This is a genomic window from Corallincola spongiicola (assembly GCF_004284785.1).
GTDB lineage: Bacteria > Pseudomonadota > Gammaproteobacteria > Enterobacterales > Neiellaceae > Corallincola > Corallincola holothuriorum.
In genome coordinates, this window is record NZ_SHLY01000002.1 from 216,632 (window position 1) to 235,192 (window position 18,561).

14 protein-coding genes are annotated in these 18,561 nt (G+C 48.5%); 8 read left to right on the forward strand and 6 right to left on the reverse strand.

Annotated features, from left to right (window positions below; all coding sequences use genetic code 11):
• Positions 1 to 73: 73 nt before the first annotated feature.
• Positions 74 to 1,138: an EF-P beta-lysylation protein EpmB gene (gene epmB / locus EXY25_RS06660; RefSeq protein ID WP_130566185.1), complete on the reverse strand. Its 1,065-nt coding sequence runs from the start codon at positions 1,136 to 1,138 to the stop codon at positions 74 to 76.
• A gap of 32 nt (positions 1,139 to 1,170) precedes the next feature.
• Here epmB and efp point away from each other — a divergent pair, with 32 nt between their 5' ends.
• Positions 1,171 to 1,737: an elongation factor P gene (gene efp / locus EXY25_RS06665; protein ID WP_114339894.1), complete on the forward strand. Its 567-nt coding sequence runs from the start codon at positions 1,171 to 1,173 to the stop codon at positions 1,735 to 1,737.
• Positions 1,738 to 1,845: 108 nt separating this feature from the next.
• Here efp and EXY25_RS06670 read toward each other — a convergent pair whose 3' ends face one another.
• On the reverse strand, positions 1,846 to 2,874 hold the full coding sequence (locus tag EXY25_RS06670; protein ID WP_130566186.1) for a porin: 1,029 nt from the start codon (positions 2,872 to 2,874) through the stop codon (positions 1,846 to 1,848).
• Between the two features lie 258 nt (positions 2,875 to 3,132).
• Between EXY25_RS06670 and EXY25_RS06675 the strand changes: the two genes are divergently transcribed.
• The 3 genes from EXY25_RS06675 (at position 3,133) to EXY25_RS06685 (ending at position 6,696) form a co-directional block, all read left to right on the forward strand.
• Positions 3,133 to 3,693: a hypothetical protein gene (locus EXY25_RS06675; RefSeq protein ID WP_130566187.1), complete on the forward strand. Its 561-nt coding sequence runs from the start codon at positions 3,133 to 3,135 to the stop codon at positions 3,691 to 3,693.
• Positions 3,694 to 3,992: 299 nt separating this feature from the next.
• Positions 3,993 to 5,177 carry a maltose/maltodextrin ABC transporter substrate-binding protein MalE gene (malE, locus tag EXY25_RS06680; protein ID WP_130566188.1) on the forward strand — a complete coding sequence of 395 codons (1,185 nt, stop codon included), beginning with the start codon at positions 3,993 to 3,995 and terminating at the stop codon, positions 5,175 to 5,177.
• Between the two features lie 88 nt (positions 5,178 to 5,265).
• On the forward strand, positions 5,266 to 6,696 hold the full coding sequence (locus EXY25_RS06685; protein WP_165419290.1) for a glycoside hydrolase family 13 protein: 1,431 nt from the start codon (positions 5,266 to 5,268) through the stop codon (positions 6,694 to 6,696).
• A 93-nt stretch (positions 6,697 to 6,789) separates the two neighbouring features.
• On the opposite strand, the gene EXY25_RS06690 is transcribed toward EXY25_RS06685, so the two are convergent.
• Together EXY25_RS06690 and EXY25_RS06695 are read right to left on the reverse strand one after the other, a co-directional pair.
• Positions 6,790 to 7,602: a carbohydrate-binding protein gene (locus tag EXY25_RS06690; RefSeq protein WP_130566189.1), complete on the reverse strand. Its 813-nt coding sequence runs from the start codon at positions 7,600 to 7,602 to the stop codon at positions 6,790 to 6,792.
• 376 nt (positions 7,603 to 7,978) lie between these two features.
• Positions 7,979 to 8,917: a DMT family transporter gene (locus EXY25_RS06695; protein ID WP_130566190.1), complete on the reverse strand. Its 939-nt coding sequence runs from the start codon at positions 8,915 to 8,917 to the stop codon at positions 7,979 to 7,981.
• A gap of 746 nt (positions 8,918 to 9,663) precedes the next feature.
• Here EXY25_RS06695 and EXY25_RS06700 point away from each other — a divergent pair.
• Positions 9,664 to 11,838: a S46 family peptidase gene (locus EXY25_RS06700; protein ID WP_114339902.1), complete on the forward strand. Its 2,175-nt coding sequence runs from the start codon at positions 9,664 to 9,666 to the stop codon at positions 11,836 to 11,838.
• A 76-nt stretch (positions 11,839 to 11,914) separates the two neighbouring features.
• On the forward strand, positions 11,915 to 13,216 hold the full coding sequence (locus EXY25_RS06705; protein WP_130566191.1) for a DKNYY domain-containing protein: 1,302 nt from the start codon (positions 11,915 to 11,917) through the stop codon (positions 13,214 to 13,216).
• Positions 13,217 to 13,531: 315 nt separating this feature from the next.
• Here EXY25_RS06705 and EXY25_RS06710 read toward each other — a convergent pair whose 3' ends face one another.
• Positions 13,532 to 14,731: a S8 family peptidase gene (locus EXY25_RS06710; RefSeq protein WP_130566192.1), complete on the reverse strand. Its 1,200-nt coding sequence runs from the start codon at positions 14,729 to 14,731 to the stop codon at positions 13,532 to 13,534.
• A gap of 225 nt (positions 14,732 to 14,956) precedes the next feature.
• On the opposite strand from EXY25_RS06710, the gene EXY25_RS06715 reads away from it, so the two are divergent.
• On the forward strand, positions 14,957 to 16,486 hold the full coding sequence (locus EXY25_RS06715) for a glycoside hydrolase family 13 protein (RefSeq protein WP_207232120.1): 1,530 nt from the start codon (positions 14,957 to 14,959) through the stop codon (positions 16,484 to 16,486).
• On the opposite strand, the gene EXY25_RS06720 is transcribed toward EXY25_RS06715, so the two are convergent.
• Positions 16,400 to 17,275 (reverse strand): LysR substrate-binding domain-containing protein, encoded by an 876-nt coding sequence (locus EXY25_RS06720; RefSeq protein ID WP_130566193.1) that lies wholly within the window; start codon positions 17,273 to 17,275, stop codon positions 16,400 to 16,402. The two genes, EXY25_RS06715 and EXY25_RS06720, sit on opposite strands and share 87 nt — an antisense overlap.
• Positions 17,276 to 17,371: 96 nt before the next feature.
• Here EXY25_RS06720 and EXY25_RS06725 point away from each other — a divergent pair, with 96 nt between their 5' ends.
• A complete protein-coding gene (locus EXY25_RS06725; RefSeq protein WP_207232121.1) occupies positions 17,372 to 18,448 on the forward strand; it encodes a TDT family transporter in 1,077 nt (358 codons plus the stop codon).
• The last annotated feature ends 113 nt before the right edge of the window (positions 18,449 to 18,561 follow it).

The window sequence follows — 18,561 nt, forward strand, 5'->3', positions numbered from 1 at the left end:
AAGCGGTTCTCTCATATCAAAGGTATCTATAGTCGGTTGCTATTCTAGCGCTTTCTTCTGCACATGGGCAGTGTCAGCTTTGCTGGAAAAAATCGAGATCTGTTTGCTCAATAAATGGGTTAAAACCTAAATCTATGGGGGTTTTGCTTTGCTGTCCGGCTATTTCACGGACAAACTTGGGTACTAAGAAACCGGGTAGACGCTGCATCATTGCTTTGTTTAGCGCCTGTACCCGTGCTAGCGGCAAGTCAAAGTGTTCTGCTTGGGCGACCTTATCCATTAGATGTAGATAATAGGGTTGTATATCGGCTTCAAACAGGCGTTCGCTTAACTCACACAATGCATCGGCTGAGTCATTCACCTGTTGCAATAGTACGCTTTGGTTGAGCAGCCAGATCCCGGCTTGTTTTAGTTTCTGAGCTGCCCGTTGTAGTGCGTTATCAATTTCATTGGCGTGATTAATATGCAGCACCATTAATGCTTTTAATCTTGAGCTGGCTAAGCGACTGACGAGCGCATCGGTAATACGGCTTGGTATCACCACGGGTAAGCGCGTATGTATGCGTACACGGCGTAGATGGGGGATCTGCTCTAGCTGAGTCAGTAGCCAGTCAAGCTGCTGATCGTTGGCCATTAGCGGGTCGCCACCAGAGAGCAAAACCTCGTTAATCTCAGGGTGAGCCGCTATGTAGTCAAATGACTGTTGCCACTCCTGCTTGCTAGGGCTGTTATCGCCGTAAGGAAAGTGACGGCGAAAACAGTAACGACAGTTTACCGCACAGCCACCACGGAGGATCAGGAGGACACGGCTTTGATACTTGTGCATTAAGCCTGGTGCTTGGGTGTCATGTTCGCCAAGCGGGTCGCTAACATAACCGTTGGATGTAATGAGTTCATCGCTCAGCGGCAGAACTTGGCGTAGCAGTGGGTCATTCGGATCGCCTTTTACCATGCGATCGATAAATGGTTGAGGAACACGCATCGGAAATTGCTTTCTCGCCGCAAAGCCGTCGGCGAATGCAGTTTGATCTATCTCAAGCATGGTAAGCAAAACCGCCGGATCGGTGACCGCTTTTGCCAGCTCTTGTTGCCATGGTCGTTCACCCTCGAGGGGTTTTCGGGTTATCATCTGCGGCATTTGAAATAATCAGCTTTGGTAACGAGGTAGAAATGGCGACGTATAGTACCAACGAATTTCGTGGAGGGCTAAAGTTCATGCTGGATGGCGAGCCCTGTTCAATTATTGATAACGAGTTCGTGAAGCCTGGCAAGGGTCAAGCCTTTAACCGTGTAAAGATCCGCAAACTTATCTCCGGTAAGGTGTTGGAAAAAACTTTCAAGTCGGGCGAAACGGTTGAAGCCGCTGACGTCATGGATATTGAGCTGGCTTACCTCTACAACGATGGTGAGTTTTGGCACTTTATGAACAATGACACATTCGAGCAGCTTGCGGCGGATGCTAAAGCGATCGGTGATCAAGAGAAGTGGTTGGTTGAGCAAGACGTTTGCACCATTACTACCTGGAATGAGAATCCAATCTCAGTGACTCCACCTAACTTCGTTGAACTGGAAGTGACTGAAACCGATCCCGGTTTGAAAGGTGATACGGCCGGTACCGGCGGGAAGCCAGCGACATTGAGCACCGGTGCTGTGGTACGTGTGCCGCTGTTTATTCAGATTGGTGAAGTAGTGAAAGTAGATACTCGTACCGGTGAATACGTTTCCCGTGTGAAGTAAGTTATTACTATCGACGCTAAGAAAAGCCGCTTGGAACAGCGGCTTTTTTGTTATTAGGTGAACGTCCCTGTTCTGGCAACGGCTCCCTAAAACTTATTTCAAGATCTCTTAGAAGCTGTGACTGATGCCGACTGAGAAGTAGTCAGAGTCCGATTTACTACTGCTATTGGCGGCGGTGCGGTCGGTGTACCAGGCATAAAGCGCGGTCTTTTTGCTGAAGTCATAGCTGGCCCCAACGCTATAACCCTCTTTAAAATCGACCGCCGGACGGGAACCATCAACGTGTTCCAGTTTGTGCATATCACTTTGTTGATATTGGCTACGTAGTGACACGTTATGGGTCAGTTGATAGGCCGCACTTGCCAACCAGCTTGATTGCGCGCTGCCTGTACCATCAGAGCGTTCAGATTCTTGCCACATACCGCCGACGGTTAGGTTGGCTAACCTGGCTTGAGCCGTGGTGCGAATCGTATCAAAATTATTTACATCATCGTCATAAGCGACAGCGGCATAGAATGGCGTGCTGTTTAACTTACTGTCGCCATACATCAAGGCGGTAGAGAAACCATCACTGTCGCTTTCACCGTTGACGGAGTCACTTTCGTTATCTGCGCCAGTGGCCACCCAGGTCATGCCTAATGTAAAGCCGGCAAGGGACGGGCTTATGTAAGTCAGGGTTTCGGACATACGGTTTTCGCCGACAAACATATATTTCAGATCCCCTTCAAAATCGTTGAACTGATCGACTTTGCCCTGACTCATTTTTAGCATGGTGTCGTGGCGGCCAATCTTACCCGTACCAAAAGTTTTACTGTGAAGACCGACAAATTGGTTTCGGTTTTTGATGGTGTCATCGCCATCTTCGATCACCGCTTCGTATTCGAGTTGGTAGATAACGGATAGGTCGTCATTAACGCCGACATCGCCTTTTAGTCCGAAACGCGAAGCGTTACTCGACATATCCGTAAATGAGCCATCACCTTCGTCGGAAACTTGCCATGACAAGTTGAGCTTGCCGTATACCTGTACGCCGTTGAGTATCTCATCAACGCCGACATTGGCATGTGCTGTCAGGGGGATGGATGCGCTGGTGAGGAATGCAATAGTGATAGGACTGCGTTTAACAATGGACTGCATTTAAAACTCCTGTACTTCATTAATTCTCAGTGAGTAGTGCTGAAGTTTGGCCACTGTTTATGACAAATATATGTCCATAACATGCTGAATAATAAGAAAGTTGTTGGGTTTTTGTTGCGTTTGTTTTAACTTGTGTCGGCAAGTGCCTCAATGGTTATCGGCTTACGTTTAATGTTTTACAAAAGTATGATTTGATAGCAATTCGCTAGAATCTTGATCAGCTACACTAAAGACGATGACGCCATAAGGACAAACACTATGTGTAGGAAAAAGCACCTGGGATGGTGCGCGCTGTTGTTCGGGGGGATGTTGATGGCAGAGGTTGCCGCGGCGGAGGTGCCCCCGATGAAATCTGAACAGATAACACAGTGGTTAGCTGCCGCTCCGGCGGTTTATCAGTGGAGCAGGGAGCACCCAGAAACGGCATCAGCTCATCAAATTACTGATATCACCCAGTTATCAGAAGTGTTTAGCCAACGAGTGAGGGCGTCAGGCAAAGATTCCGAAGCGTTAAGTCAATTATTGTCCAAGCACGGTTTCAATAACTATGATGAGTGGTCGCAGATGTTTGAGCGACTGATGTTGGCGGTTAGTGCCCTAAATATGCGAGCCAAGAATATTGGTCCGTCGTTACGCGACGCGATGACACAGTTGGCTAACGATCAAGATATAGATGAAGAAACCCGCGATCGCCTGCTGCAAGAGTACGCTGCAGTGATGAAAACCATCGAGGTGCTGGAAACGGTACCGGATGAAGATATTAATGCGGTGGCGCCGTTCGAGCCGCAGATCCGTGCATGGCTGGATTCAGCTAGATAGCTCTAGGTTTGGATTTAGGGCTGAACGCGCTATTCATCGTTGATTGTGCTTTCTTGGCAAATCATTGATGCCTGTTTTTTTCCGTTCTCTAATTGGGCGAGGTAGTTATGCCCTGCTCCTTGCTCGACATTAGCGGCCAAGGATCGCCCTCGTGGCCACCTATTCTTACTTTAGCATTGCTGCAAATAACTTTAATGCGAATGTGATCCAGATCTTTCGCTGCCATGTTACCGGTTGCAATGTGGCGATGGCTGACGGATTCTTGGCCAATTGGAATTGATGGAGTGGGACAAATAATAATGATAAAAAAAATAGGGAAGCCCTTTACGCTGGCCGCATTGCTATGTTGTGTTCTCGGTCAACCTGCTAACGCTGGCATGGTAGAGGGCGAGATCACTATCTGGATCGGCAAAGGTGCTGAGCAGATGAAGCAGATCGCCGCTCAGTTCAGTGCTGATACCGGCGTGGTGGTAAATGTTGAGAGCCCTGTCGATTCCACGAAACAGTTTGAAATTCAGGCCGGTGCAGGTGATGGCCCTGATATCTATTTTTGGCCCCACGACCGCATGGGTGATTGGGCTCGTGGCGGCTTGATTAGCGAAATTAAGCCATCTCCGGAACTGCGTGCTTCAGCCATTGATTATGCCTGGGACGCCGTGACTGTCGATGGGCGCGTGTATGGTTATCCCATTGCCATTGAAGCGATTAGCCTTATTTACAACAAAGCACTTATCGATACGCCGCCCGCTTCGTTTGAGGAGATGTTCGCACTTGATAAGAAACTCATGGCAGAGAAAGGTGTCAACGCTATTTTATGGGATTACAACAACACCTATTACACCTGGCCTTTGTTGGCCGCTAATGGCGGTTATGTGTTTGCCCGAAAGGACAGTGGGTATGATGTCAAAGATACCGGAGTGAACAAACCGGGCGCTAAGGTGGGAGCCAAGCTGTTAAAGCGGATGCTGGATGAGGGCTTGATGCCACGCAATAGTGACTACTCCATCATGGAGATGAAGTTTAAGAAGCAAGAGATCGCTATGATGCTCAATGGTCCTTGGTATTGGGACGATCTGCAGAAAGAGGGGATCGACTTCGGCGTGACACCTTTGCCAACGGTGGATGGACATCCGGCCAAGCCATTTGTTGGGGTATGGGCTGCGATGATTAATTTGGCTTCGCCTAATGCGTTGTTAGTAAAAGAATTGCTGAACAATTATCTGATGACGGAAGAGAACCAGCGTTTGCTTTATACCAGCGGCGAGCTGGGCGCGATGGCAAATAAAAACTTGCAGAAAGAGCTAGAAAAAGATCCCATGGTGCAGGCTGTTTATGCCAGTGCAGCAATGGGTGAGCCGATGCCGAATGCAGCAGCGATGGGACGCTTTTGGTCATCGATGGGCACCATTATTTCTAATATCACTACCGGACGTCAGCAAGTGGATAAAGCGCTGGATACTGCGGCGAAACGTATTATTCGCTAATCTGAAGATGGTAATGCTAACGTAAATAGTAAGAGAGGCCGGCCACTGTGCCGGCTTTTTTGACTCAGGCACAAGGAATTCAACACACATGAGCGAACAAGCGATAGGCCCTGACTGGGTAAAAGAAGCGGTGTTTTATCAGATCTTTCCAGACCGCTTTGCCCGTGGCAAAGAGATCTCTCATAGCCCAGGGTTAGTGTTTAAACCTTGGGGGGCAGATCCGGCAGAGCAGGGCTTTCAAGGGGGCGACCTTTACGGTGTCATCGATAAGCTGGACTACTTGAAATCACTGGGTGTTACCGCTATCTATTTGTGTCCTATTTTTACCAGTGCCTGTAATCACAGGTACCACACATTTGATTACATGCAGGTAGATCCGCTGTTAGGGGGTAACGACGCCCTACGCAAATTGCTGGACGAAGCCCATGCCCGAGATATGAAAGTGGTACTGGACGGTGTGTTTAATCATGCCAGCCGTGGGTTTTGGGCGTTCCATCATATCTTGGAGAATGGTGGTGATTCGCCTTATATCGACTGGTTTAAAGTACAGGATTGGCCACTTCGCCCGTACAGTAGTGATGAAGATAATCCACCAAACTACGATGCTTGGTGGAATTTGCCTGCATTGCCGAAGTTTAATCACCAAAATCCAGGTTGGCGTGCACACATCTTCGATGTCGCAGAATACTGGCTGAAGTTTGGTATCGATGGCTGGCGTCTCGATGTGCCAAGAGAGATCGAAGACGATGATTTTTGGCGTGAGTTCCGTACTCGTTGTAAGGCGGTGAACCCTGACGCCTATATTTGTGGTGAGATCTGGATGAAAGCTCAGCGTTGGCTGCAGGGCGATATGTTTGACGCTACCATGAACTACATTCAAGCCTGCGCCACACTCAGCTATATCGGCGCCGACAGTTGGAATGGTTACCGTCGTAACAATCTGGAAGTGTCCCCGATGGGCGCCGACAGCTTTGTTGAAGTGATGGAAGATATGTATGCCAGCTATGCTTGGGGCATCAACGAGATGCAGCTTAACCTGCTTGGTAGCCATGATATGGCTCGGCCTTTGTGGATCATGGGTGAAGACAAAAAGGCGATGAAACTGGCTTTGCTAACCATGTTTGCTACGCCGGGGGCACCTTGTATTTACTATGGTGACGAGATCGGTATGTCAGCCGGTGACGATCCTTATTGTCGTGAAGGTTACCCGTGGGATGAGCCGGAAAAACAGGATAGAGCGTTATTCCAATTTATTGCGCAACTTGCGGAAGTGAGAAAAGGCTCGGCGACGCTGTGTCATGGTGAAATTCAGTTCCTTTCGCCACAACAGAATTGTGTGTTGTTTACCCGGAAATATCAGGGTGACACCCTGTTGGTGGCACTCAATCCAAATCAGCAAGCGGTGTCGTTAACGTTGCCGAAAGATGGGGAACTGCTTTTCCAATTGGGCGACAAGATCTCGATTGCGACAACTACGCTCTGTTTGAGTGCGCAATCTGCCGCCATTGTTAAGCTGTAAAGCGGTTTCTAGTTAACTGGATTAACATGTTTAGTTATTGAAAAGCACCGGTCGTTTGCCGGTGCTTTTTATTTGGAGAACGAGGATTGCTATTTACTGCACGGGAACTTGGTAGTTGTTACCGAAGTTGTTATCCCAATAGGTTTCACCGTTCACAGTATAGGAAATGGCGTAATCAACTTGCGTGGCAGAACTGTCTTGGGCTTCGTCGCCTCGGGTTGTGAATGCCCAGTATTCTGTGCCGTAATCGTTAGGATAATGGATACTGGCATAGCCTAAGTAGCGCTGTGCTTGAAATACTGCGTCACCAACATAAGTAGTCGCCCAGTTGTCATAGGAGTAGTGGATCTTCACCTCTTTGGCATAGCCTAGGTTTTGCAGGAAGAGGCTGACTCTAAAGCTGCCAGGTACCTTGGTTTCTTGACCGTTGTAGTTGTACACCGAAGGCTTGGATGCGACGGAAAAGTCTGCATAAACTGGCGTCGTGATTTGCTCACCCTCACCGACAAACAAGCGATAGTTCTGGCCATCGTTGTTATCCCAGTAGGTGGTGCCATCGACTTCATATTTGATGACATATTCCAGTTCCAATGGTTCTTTCTTTTCATATGGGCTGCTGGTAACACGCTCCCAGCCGGCTTGCCAGAGTTCTTGGCTATTATCGATTGAGCCTGCAAAAACTGCTGGGCGGTCATACCATATGCCATCGCTATCACGGTAGTGGATAGAGACTTTCTTATCAAAGGTGAGGTTGTCCACTCGGATATCGAAACTGAATGATTGCCAGTTGTATCCGTAGCGGCTGTGAAGGATGGATGAGCCTTTGATAAGGTCAACCTGGGCGGCAAATAATGCCGAGGTTGAAGAGATGAACAGAAGGGCGATGCTAACGACTAATTTTTTCATATATCACTCCGTAACTATATGATTAAAAACTAAAAAACAAAACATGCAAACTTTTGTATCTGAGTTTGCAGTTGTAACTCTGCGTGTGATTTGTGTCAAGCAAATGTTATTTTTGTGATCTGTTTCGCGTTAGCTAAGGCCAATCATGTCGTCACTATCTTTTAAGCCAAACCCTACCTGTATTTTGTACCTGAACAGCTGCATGATCCGGCCAGTGATGAACTGCAGTAGGCAAGAGGAGAGTGATCTCTTTATGTTAGCGATATCTAAATGTTGGGTGCTGAAATGGTGTTCAGATTGTCTGCTACTGCCAACCAGCTGTAGTCGCTGAGCGAGCGACTGCAGCTGGTTGGATTCGTTGTTTGCTTAGCAGGGCTTAGTGTTTACTTTTCGTCACAGCCATAAAGGTGATAGGGACAACGACCATGGCTGTACCTAGCAGGTGCCAGATGGTGAAAGGTTCACCGAGTATCAGCACTGCTGCAATCGCGGTGCACACCGGCCCCAAAGAGCCTGTCACTGACGTCTTATCAGGCCCCACCAAGCGTATTGCATCGCTAAACATAAATGACGGTAATACGGTACAGAACAGAGCGATGATCAGCCCGTAACCGTAGACCGGTAGTGGCTGTTGCGTGATCACCAATAAGTTTGGCTGACTGAAGAGATAGTGCAGCAATATGCCGATACTTGCTGCCACCATGGCGACAATGGTGAATGCAGCACTACTGACTTTGTTGATCAGTGGTTTACTGAACACCATGTAGAAGGCAAATATGACCGCGCTGGTGGCGACTAATCCTGTGCCCAGCAGGATATGCTGGCCTTGCTGCTTCAGATCATGACCGACCATGACAGCGACGCCCGCCCAGGTGATGGGTAAGATCCAAAACATCTGTCGCGTTGGACGTTGTTTCATCCACCACCAGCTGAGCAAAACGGTGAAGGTTGGATAGGCAAATAGGACTAAGCGCTCCAATTGTGCGGGCACGTACTCTAAGCCCCACAGATCAAAGAAGCTGGCACCGTAGTAGCCCAACAAACCAATACCGGCAATAGGTATTCCGTGCCGTTTTAGCAGCTGGCTGCTAAGCCAGCCCTGATGCCAGCCCCAAGCTCCCAACGCCAGATATACCGGCAGTGAAAACAACATACGTAAGCTCATCAGGGTGACGCTGTCGACCTGATATTGATAAGCCAGCTTGATGAAGATGCCTTTGGCTGAAAACAGTGCCGTCGCGAAAGCGGCAAGCAAGATGCCTTTCGTCCTATCCTGGATGGCGTTGTCTGGTAATGCTATGGGTGAGGTGGTCATCGCGCAGTTCCTTGTTGCGGCTGGGAAATGGACTGCGGAACTGGCGTTATTGACTGCGGGTTCCGCAGTCAATGGTGTTTTCAATCAGAACACGCGTGACTGCATCGGCTCTGCTAGGAGGAGCCAATGGTTGACGCTGAGCATGACTGATACGTTTGGCATGGGTGACCTATTAAATTGCTGAGCCTTTAAATTATGGTACTCACTGTCTGATGTAAAGTGAAAAGTCAGTTGGGCGAACCAGTGAAAAGAGAGGGGTCGCTATAGGGGCAAAAAAAATGGGCGACTATTAAGTCGCCCGAAAGAAAGATTCCCGTTAACCTTACAAGCAACCTACCTGCTTATAAGATGACCTCTCGCCACTATGGAGGAGTCGATGCTCCGAACAACCACCCAGCGTAACGAAAGATGGTAGATCAGCTGTCATATGGGAGCGTGACAACAGACCAACCACGATGATCGTAGCAACAACGACCATCACATAAGTGATGCTGACTACCTTGCCTCACTCATTGAATAGCAGTTTATGATCGCTTTACCTTTTTGTAAATAAAAATCATTATCATTCGCATGCTTGAGATCAAGTAATTTGTAACTAAGGGTGTCTAAAGGCGGAGTTCAATTAATTCCCGCTTGCCAAAAGAGAGTATGAGATCGAAACTGCTCCAGATCCAAACGATCGAATATAAAACAACAAGCGGCAAAATAAGCTGCAAAAATAGATAAATACTCTCCAGGAAGAAATAATGACACTCTCAAAACGCACTTTTTTAGGCGCTGCTATTGTCAGTATGGCGGCGTTCTCTGCGATTGCTGATGAAGGTATGTGGCAACCTCACCAGCTGCCGCAACTCGCTGATACGTTGACCAAGCGAGGCTTGGAAATTGCTCCGGAAAAACTCAGTAGTTTGACCGAATTCCCGATGAATGCGGTGATCAGCCTTGGCGGCTGTACCGCGTCGTTCGTCTCTCCTAAGGGCTTAGTGGTCACTAATCACCACTGTGCGTATGGCAGTATTCAGTTTAACTCCACCCCGGATCAGAACTATCTGGAAGATGGCTTTTTGGCTAAGCAGTTGGATCAGGAGCTGCCTGCGGCACCTGGTTCTCGAGTGTATGTCACAGAGTCAGTGACAGAGGTGACCGACCAGGTACTGGCATCTGTTACCAGTAAAATGAATGGTGAACAACGTTATCAGGCGATTGAAGCGAAACGTAAAACGTTAGTTGCGGAGTGTGAGCAAGCCGCAGGCTATCGTTGTGATGTCGCCAGCTTCCACCATGGTTTAGAGTACTTTTTGACCAAGAAGTTGGAGATCCGTGATGTTCGTCTGGTACACGCCCCTGCCATGAGTGTGGGCAAGTACGGTGGTGACATTGACAACTGGATGTGGCCACGTCATACCGGAGATTACTCTTTCTATCGTGCCTATGTTGGGCCCGATGGGCAGCCAGCAGATTTCAGTAAAGACAACGTCCCTTATGAGCCGAAGAGCTTCTTGAAAGTGTCGGCGAAAGGCGTCGAAAAGGGCGATTTAGTGATGGTGGCGGGCTATCCGGGTCGTACCAATCGTTATCGTACCGCTGATGAAGTGCAAAATCAGTTTGAGTGGGCCTACCCTAACGGCCGTATTATGCGTGAAGCGTTGATCGACCTGATTAAGGTGACTGCAGAAGAGGGCTCTGATGCCCGTATCAAGTATGAGTCTACCCTTGCCAGTTTGGCTAACTACGCTAAAAACTTTCAGTCGATGGTGGAAAGCTACCATCACAGTGATTTTCTTAAGCGTAAGCAAAAGTTAGAAAAAGATCTCAACGCTTGGATCAAGGCTGATAAAAGCCGCCAGAAGCAGTATGGCAAGGCCGTCTCGTCGTTAGCCGAGCTGGTCGATCAATCGCAAAGTACCCAGGCTCGCGATCTGGTGTTCTACTACATGTACTATGCGCAGGCACCGCAGATGGCGAAGAAACTCTATCGTCTGGCGAATGAAAAACAGAAGCCAGATGCTGAGCGTGAGCCCGGCTATCAAGATCGCGATATGACACGCTTTAAAGCGTCTCTGGCACGAATGGATCGCCGCTACGCCCCAGAAGTGGATAAAGCACTACTGATGTTCCTGCTTCAGGAATACGCCAAACTACCAAAAGAGCAACGCCTGCCCACTATCGACAGCTTCTTCGGTATTACTGACAAGCTGGATAGCAAGGCGTTGAGCGCTCATCTGGATAAGCTTTATGCCAGCACCAAGATCGGTGATGCGGCGATGCGGCAGCAATGGATGGAAACCGATTTAGACGCACTGAATAAAGTGGACGACCCGTTTATTAAGTTTGCCCGTAGCACTTACCAAGAGCGGATGATGCTGGAAAAAGCCGACAAAGCACTGACTGGCGAGTTCCAGCAATGGCGTCCGCAATACATGGCAGCACTGATCGCGTTTGCCAAGAGCAAAGGTCAGCCGATCTATGCCGATGCCAACAGCACCCTGCGTGTTAGTCATGGTCAGGTGAAAGGTAATTCACCGCAAGATGGCTTAGTTAATCTGCCATTCACCCGTCTGGAAGGCATTGTTGGTAAAGACACCGGCGTTGAACCATTTAATGCACCTGCAAAACAGCTGCAGCTGATCACCAGCAAAAAGTACGGTGATTATCTATTGCCATCATTGGGTTCGGTGCCTGTGAACTTCCTGTCTACCGTAGACACCACGGGGGGGAACTCTGGCTCGCCAACGCTCAATGGCCGTGCTGAACTGGTCGGTTTACTGTTTGATGGGGTATATGAAAGCATTATCGGTGATTGGGACTTCAACGATGATCTCAATCGCTCCATCCACGTCGATACGCGCTATATGTTGTGGGTGATGAAATATGTGGATGGTGCCGACAATCTGATCGAAGAGATGGATATCGTCGAGTAGAGGTGACAAAATCTCAGCTAAAAGAGCCTCTCCTGAGGCTCTTTTAATTTTATGTATTTTCAAGGATGAACACGATATGAAATGGTTCCTGACTTTGGGTGCGGCAGTCGTCGCTTTTCCTGTCATTGTCTTTGCTTTCTTTTACCTCGCGCCTCGGATTGGTTATTCCGCCATAGATAAAGGAGTCAGTGAACAATATTACGCCAAAAAGGGAGAGGTGTTTTTTGTCCGGATGGGTAATTTCTTTCAATTGGGCGCCAATAAGATAGAAGGTGCTGATTTGGAAAGCTTCACGGTACTTAGTGAAGACTATGCAAAAGATAGTCGCCGAGCGTATTGGAAAGGCGAGCCGATCGATGGCGCTAATCCTGATTCATTTTCAGTTATTTCGATGGCGCATATCAGTCATCAGGAGACTTACTTCGCAAAGGACAATGAGCACGTTTATTCCTATGGCCAACTTTTAGTTGGCGCTAATCCTGCCAGCTTCTCTCTGATTAATACGATATATGCTCACGATGAACGGAACGTCTTCTATTTTGACCAGATGATCGCGTCATTTTCAGCCGACTTTAAAACGTTTACGGGTGAAGAATCTGATAGATACCTAGCTATCCGTGATGAGGTGTTTTGTGATGGCGAAGTACTAAAAGGGGCGAGTCCTAATGAGTTTGAACTCTTAGTTGATGGTTACTCTAAAGATCATCGGTATGTTTTTTACAGAGGCGAGGCGCTCAACAATGCCCATGCTCCGTCATTTCAGATCTTGAATCACGCGGTTCAGTTCGATCAAAATGGCGTCTTGTATAACGATGAATACTTGCCGTTTGGCGATGTCGCGTCTGTAAAAGACGTGGATGGTTATTTTTGGAAAGATAAAGACGGCGTCTACTATTTGGGGAGCAGGTTAGTCGGGCTTGCACCAGAGAAAATGACGCGCCACCTAGCCAAAGAGTTACAGAGTTATCAGTATATTGAGTTGAGCTTAGATGCTTTTAATTCTCGATATGTTAAGCGCAGTGATGTGACGCCTTTAAATGACAGTTATTTCATTTTTGAAGGGCGTATCTACTTCGGTTTGCGGTCGATAGAGGGAAGTGATGCCAATGACTATCAACTGCTCGGCCATAATAGCTATGGTCAACATTTGCTTTCAAATAACACCATCTTCTTTGGTGAAAAGCCAATCATCGGTGCCGATATCCCCACGTTTAAGGTGATAGAGAAAGGCTATTCGCTTGATGCCAACCACGTGTATTGGCAAACACATAAGATCTATGGCGTTCACCCTGATCAGTTTGTCTACTCTGAATTCCTCGAGCTGGAAGAGGATGATCAAGGCCGATATCACTACCCTCAAAATGACTCTCGTTTCTGAAGCAACTTCCCTACCGGCCGAAAGTTAGTGTGGGGGATTAGAGACATTGGTTGATTGAGAAAAGCGCAACTGATGTTTTCCACGTCAACTGGCGAGCTTTAACACTTCGATCTATCGATGAGCCATTACAGGTAGTGTTTTGGAAGAACCCGATTCATATACTGGCTGATACAGATGTAATTGAATCAATAGTGCAAAGGAGTGGCCGTCGTTATCGCCAAGAAGCCGCGGTCAGGGACGGAGCTGCAAGATTGCAGTGCCGTCCCCAGTCGTTTGGTATGTTTACACGATATAAGGATGACTTGGAACTAGGCCCTAGTCATTGCCATAGTAGAGATCTAACCACTCTAAGAAAGCATACGCGTCAAGTATCCCTGCACCGTAGCCTTTAATATTGGATGTATTTAGAACCGGTTTAGCTGTTTGAGTTAAAGCAAGTAAGGCGATTTCGTAATTAAGTTGAGGATATTTCTGTTTGCCTAAAGCCACCGCAGACGCAACCGAGGGTGATGAATAGCTTGTGCCGTGAACATATTTATAACTTTCATTTTCATCTGCTAATAATTGATCGCCCCCAAAGGCTGAGATATCAACTCTGCCACCGAAACTACTAAAGCGAGATGGGCTGCCATCAATATCTACAGATGCCACGACAATCACATTGTCACAGTCCTGCTCGGTCGTATAGGCGTCATTTCCAGCGCTGATGATGATAATACCGCCTGCGTTGATATAGGTGTCTATCTCATCCTGCAACCCTATGCGATCTGAACGATTACACTCCATACCACCGTAGCTGATGTTTAATACGAGAGCCTCATTATCGATTAAGTACTGTGCCCAGCCAAGAGTCGTATATGTTATTCGATAGAGCTCAGCGTTACTGACTATGCCTGCGATACCTTGATCATTGTTTTGTAGTGCCACCATTAATGAGCCGACTAAGGTACCGTGGTGGTGCTTGGTATTTTTATCTGGGAATGTGCCTGCTAGTTCAGGCATATCTGGATGTGGGATATAGCCAATCTCGCTCATGGCAATATTTATCGGTGTGTCTTCAGCAATAAGCCCGTCAATATAGGCTGAGTTTACGCGGGGAGCGGCGTAGTTCCTGTCATCCCAAAAGTCCTGATTGCGAACATCGGGATCGGTAAAGTAAAAAACATAGTCAGTGTCGATTACCGAAAGGTGGATGGTTTGGCTATAGCTATCGATGCCGTTGCTTGCGGTGACAGTAATGGTTTCAAGCGTATTGTTGTCTACCTCATAGGCGGACCAAGAGACCTGCTTATTGACTGTATCAACAGTGCCTTTGTCTGCCGTTACCGTTATGTTGGCGTCAACTAATTGGTCAAATTCGTATTCGACAACAAAGGTTTTATTTTCGTCGACCGTGTCGGCTTCAGCGTTAAGACTAAACGCCATGGGAGAGCTATCTGAGCCTCCGCCGCCTCCGCATGCTGTGACGAGAAAAAGAGAGCAGATTGTTAATGGGGCAAGTGAAAGATACTTCATGCCAGTTTCCTTGGCTTTTTTTTGAAAGAGGATTCTAAACTATTGGATAGAACCAGCTGTTACAACGACAGCCTTCAAGGCCTTACAATTAATAACATTTAGTTCCTATTTTCTTACGGTTAGCTGCTCAATTCGTGAATCAGGTTTGAGATATGAATAGCTATCTCTGGCTTTATGGGAGTAATGTAAATCATTAGAGAGCACTGAGCTTATAGAGGGCTAAGAATGCAGATGAAAACTCCTGATTGGGTAAAGCACGCGGTGTTCTATCAGATCTACCCTGATCGCTTTGCTCGTGGTGCGGGTATGGTTCATGAACGCGGTTTGCGTTTTCAGCCATGGGGGGCGGATCCGGCGGAGCAGGGCTACCAGGGCGGTGACCTCTACGGTGTGATAGATAAGCTGGATTACCTGAAGACCCTCGGCGTTAATGCCCTCTACCTTAACCCTATTTTTAGCTCAGCCTCGAACCATAGATACCATACCTTTGATTACCTGCAGGTCGATCCCTTATTAGGGGGCAACGATGCATTGCGGGCACTGTTGGAGCAAGCGCATCATCGCGGTATTAAGGTGATACTGGATGGGGTGTTTAATCACGCCAGCCGTGGATTTTGGGCGTTTCACCATATTTTGGAAAACGGTGGGGATTCGCCATATGTCGATTGGTTTATGATAAATGATTGGCCACTTCGCCCCTATCATAGTGACGAAACCCAACCGCCAAACTATGAAGCGTGGTGGAACCTCCCTGCACTACCCAAGTTTAATATTAAGAATCCCGGGGTTCGGGATTATCTGTTGAAGGTCGCACGTTTTTGGCTCGAATTTGGTATCGATGGTTGGCGTTTAGATGTGCCAGAAGAGATTGATGATGTGCCGTTCTGGCAGGCGTTTCGGCGTGTAGTCAAAGAGGTGAATCCGCAAGCCTATATTTGTGGCGAGATATGGGGGCATGCAGGTGATTGGCTACAGGGAGATCGTTTTGACGCCACCATGAACTATACCTTTGCCTGGTCGGCAATGAGCTTTATCGGTGCGGCCAGCTTGCGCCGTGACTACATCAAAGAGCATATGCCCCTAACCCCGCTCAGTGTAAGTGAATACCGCCAGGTAGTTGAACGGATGCTGAGTTGGTACTCCGATGAGGTGAATCAGGCGCAATTAAATCTGTTAGACAGTCATGATACCGCCCGCGCCCTTTGGATTATGGGGGAAGATAAACCCTCGCTGGCGTTGTGTGTGCTGCTGCAGATGACGATGCCGGGCGCACCCTGTATCTATTATGGTGATGAGGTGGGAGTTTCCGGCGCCGACGATCCCTATTGCCGCGAAGCGTATCCTTGGCATGAACCGGCGTTGCAGGATCATGATCTGTTGGCGACGTACCAATCGTTGACGCGGTTGCGTCATGCGCATCCCGTATTACGCCTTGGCGATGTCAGTTTTGTTGAGGCAGATAATCCTGAGTTATTGATTTTTAAACGTGAATTGGGTGCCGACAAGGCCTTGGTGGTGGTTAATCGTACGCGAGAGTTACAGACCGTGAATCTGCCCGCGGCCGAATACCAGAACTATATGCAGGAGTGGCCTGCAACCCATAGCTCTGGCGCTATCGGCAATCAACGGCGGCTAACCCTCGCACCGCAGCAGGGTGTCGTTTTGGTGTTAGCTCCCCATCTGTTCGATGAAACACTTTACCCTGGGCTGACAAAGGTTGCTGCTGAGGGCAATCAAGTTAAAGGGGCGGGATAGCGTTAACGCAGGTAAAGAGAGTTCAACCAGTCGCTTGGCTGCTAAAGATTCCTGTACCAGCGTTCGGGATACGCAGCTGAGATAGTCGCCACTCTCTAGCAAAGCGAGTAGGGACTTTGGGTGATTGATGCTCATGGCGACGGTTGGGGTTAGGCCATGCCGGGCCATCTGCTGCTCAAAGATGGCGCGGGTGCCTGAGCCGCTTTCTCTTAGCAGCCACTGCTGTTGATTGAGTTGTGCCATGGTCAGAGTTTGGTTTGCCAGCGGGTGTTGGCTTGCCGCCACAATGACCAGCTCATCGGTTTGCCATTGTCTTGGGTTCAACTCAGGATCCCGACATTCAGCTTCAATCAGACCGATGCTTAACTTGCCCTCTTTGACATGCTGCATCACCTCACGGCTGTTGCTGACCTCCAGCTTCAATGAGACCTGAGGGTACCTGCTGTGATAACGCTGCAGTAACTGCGGCAGTCGATGTTCGGCAATGGTTTGGCTGGCACCGATGGCCAATACTCCAGCCATTTCGTCGAGCTGCGCTAACCCTTCCGATAATGCTTCGGCCTCTTGAATAAGGTGATGGGCACGGGGGATCAGCCACTGACCTCGAGCATTGAGTTGTAAGCGTTTACCTATACGGCTAAACAGCGGTCCCTCTAAGTGTATTTCCAGCTCGCGCAAGGCGGCACTGGCTGCCGCTTGGGTGATAAAGCATTGCTCTGCTGCAGCGCGTACGGTGCCTATCTCAGCGATTGCAGTAAATACTTGCAGCTGTCTAAGGGTGTATTTCATACAAGTAAAACCTATCAACTGATAATTATTAATAGATTTTAATGTATTTTGATGCCGCCTACACTGTCAACGTTACTTTCTGTCGGAGTGTCGGTCATGGTATCGATGACTAAATCAGCACATGGGGCTCAACCGGTTAGCTTAGCGGTGCCAATACTGGAGCAGCACTCATCCCTTGAAACTCGCTCCGGGGGCTTTGTTTACCAGCTGGCTCGCATTCCTGCACCTACGGGAGGCGTCTCTCTGGCTAGTTTCAGCTTAGCGTCGGCATTGGCCTTGGCAGAAAGTCAGCAGCTACTGCTCCCCGGCTTGGCTGGGTTCTTCGTACCGCTACTGTTAGCGTTGGGTGGCTTCTGGCTACTGCCGCTGCTAAGTAAATATCTGTTGCAACCCCGCTTATTGCTCAATGAACTGGCGCATCCCGTATTGGGCAGTGTATTACCCACCGCGGCGATGGCGATGATGGTGGCGGCCAGTTGGTTAGTGCAACTGGACACTGCTGTCGTCCAGCAGGCAGGGGTCGTGCTTTGGTCTGGCGCCGTGGCGCTGCACGCCGTTTTGTTGATCGGTTTCTGTGGTCGTCAGTGGCGCCTGTTTAGTTTGGACCGCATGGTACCCAGTTGGTTTGTGCCGCCCATTGGCATTGTGGTGGCCTGTGTCACCGCACCAGCGATGGGATTGGAACTGGTGGCACAACCACTGTTCTGGTTTGGTTTAGTGGCTTATGGGATTAAGTTGCCAGTGATGCTCTATCGCTTGCTGTTTGTAGAGCGAATTCCAGAAAGTGCGTTATGTACATTTGCCATCATGGGGGCGCCTGCGAGTTTATTGCTGGCAGGTTATTTGAGCTGTTTTGATACGCCAAATCATCTGTTAGTGCTGCTGTTGGCACCTATTGCCTTATCTATGACGGCTTTGGTCTATTTGGCGTTGATTAAGCTGCTACAACTGCCTTTTAGCCCAGGTTATGCTGCCTTTACTTTTCCTTTAGTGATTGGTGCCACGGCACAGCTACTGTTAAGCCAGTGGGCACAGCAAAATGGTATGGCCGAGTTAGCAGAGCTCACCGCGATAGCAGGTTTAGGAGAGCTGGTTGTGGCCGCGGTGATGGTGTTGTATGTGAGTGGTCACTATCTGTCTGCGTTGATTAAATTTGTATGTTGGCGGGCATGAAAGCCTCTTTGAATAATGATTTTAAAGGAGAGAGGTGGCCAAGGAGGATAACTACTGCTTGCACGCGTTAAACTGCGTTTTGGTGAAAACAAACAGTAGTTATATGTTTAGAA